A 308-nucleotide genomic window follows, 5' to 3' on the forward strand; every position below is an offset into this window, starting at 1 on the left:
GTGATGCGGTTTGCCGTGGTCGGCTCGCCAATCACGCCGGTCGATGCGGTAAAGATTTCGGTCTTTGCACAACCCAGCGCCTTGGACGCGGCTTCGACCTTGTCAGCAACGAACTTTTCGCCTGCCTTGCCGGTAAAGGCGACCGAGTTACCCGCATTGACAAAAAAGGCACGTGCCGTACCACCCTTAAGCGCCTCACGTCCCCAGCGGACCGCCGCCGATGCAGTGGTCGACGTGGTGAAGACACCGGCAACCTGCGTGTCTGGCGCGAGTTCGGCCAACAGCACATCCGGGCGCCCCTTATAGCG

1 protein-coding gene is annotated in these 308 nt (G+C 61.7%); it reads right to left on the reverse strand.

The window, feature by feature from the left end:
• On the reverse strand, positions 1-308 hold a 308-nt coding region (locus B2T33_RS18400), incomplete at both ends, for a bifunctional ornithine acetyltransferase/N-acetylglutamate synthase (RefSeq protein WP_286792833.1).

The sequence above is a fragment of the Thalassospira sp. UBA4513 genome (assembly GCF_002388495.1).
Classification (GTDB): domain Bacteria; phylum Pseudomonadota; class Alphaproteobacteria; order Rhodospirillales; family Thalassospiraceae; genus Thalassospira; species Thalassospira tepidiphila.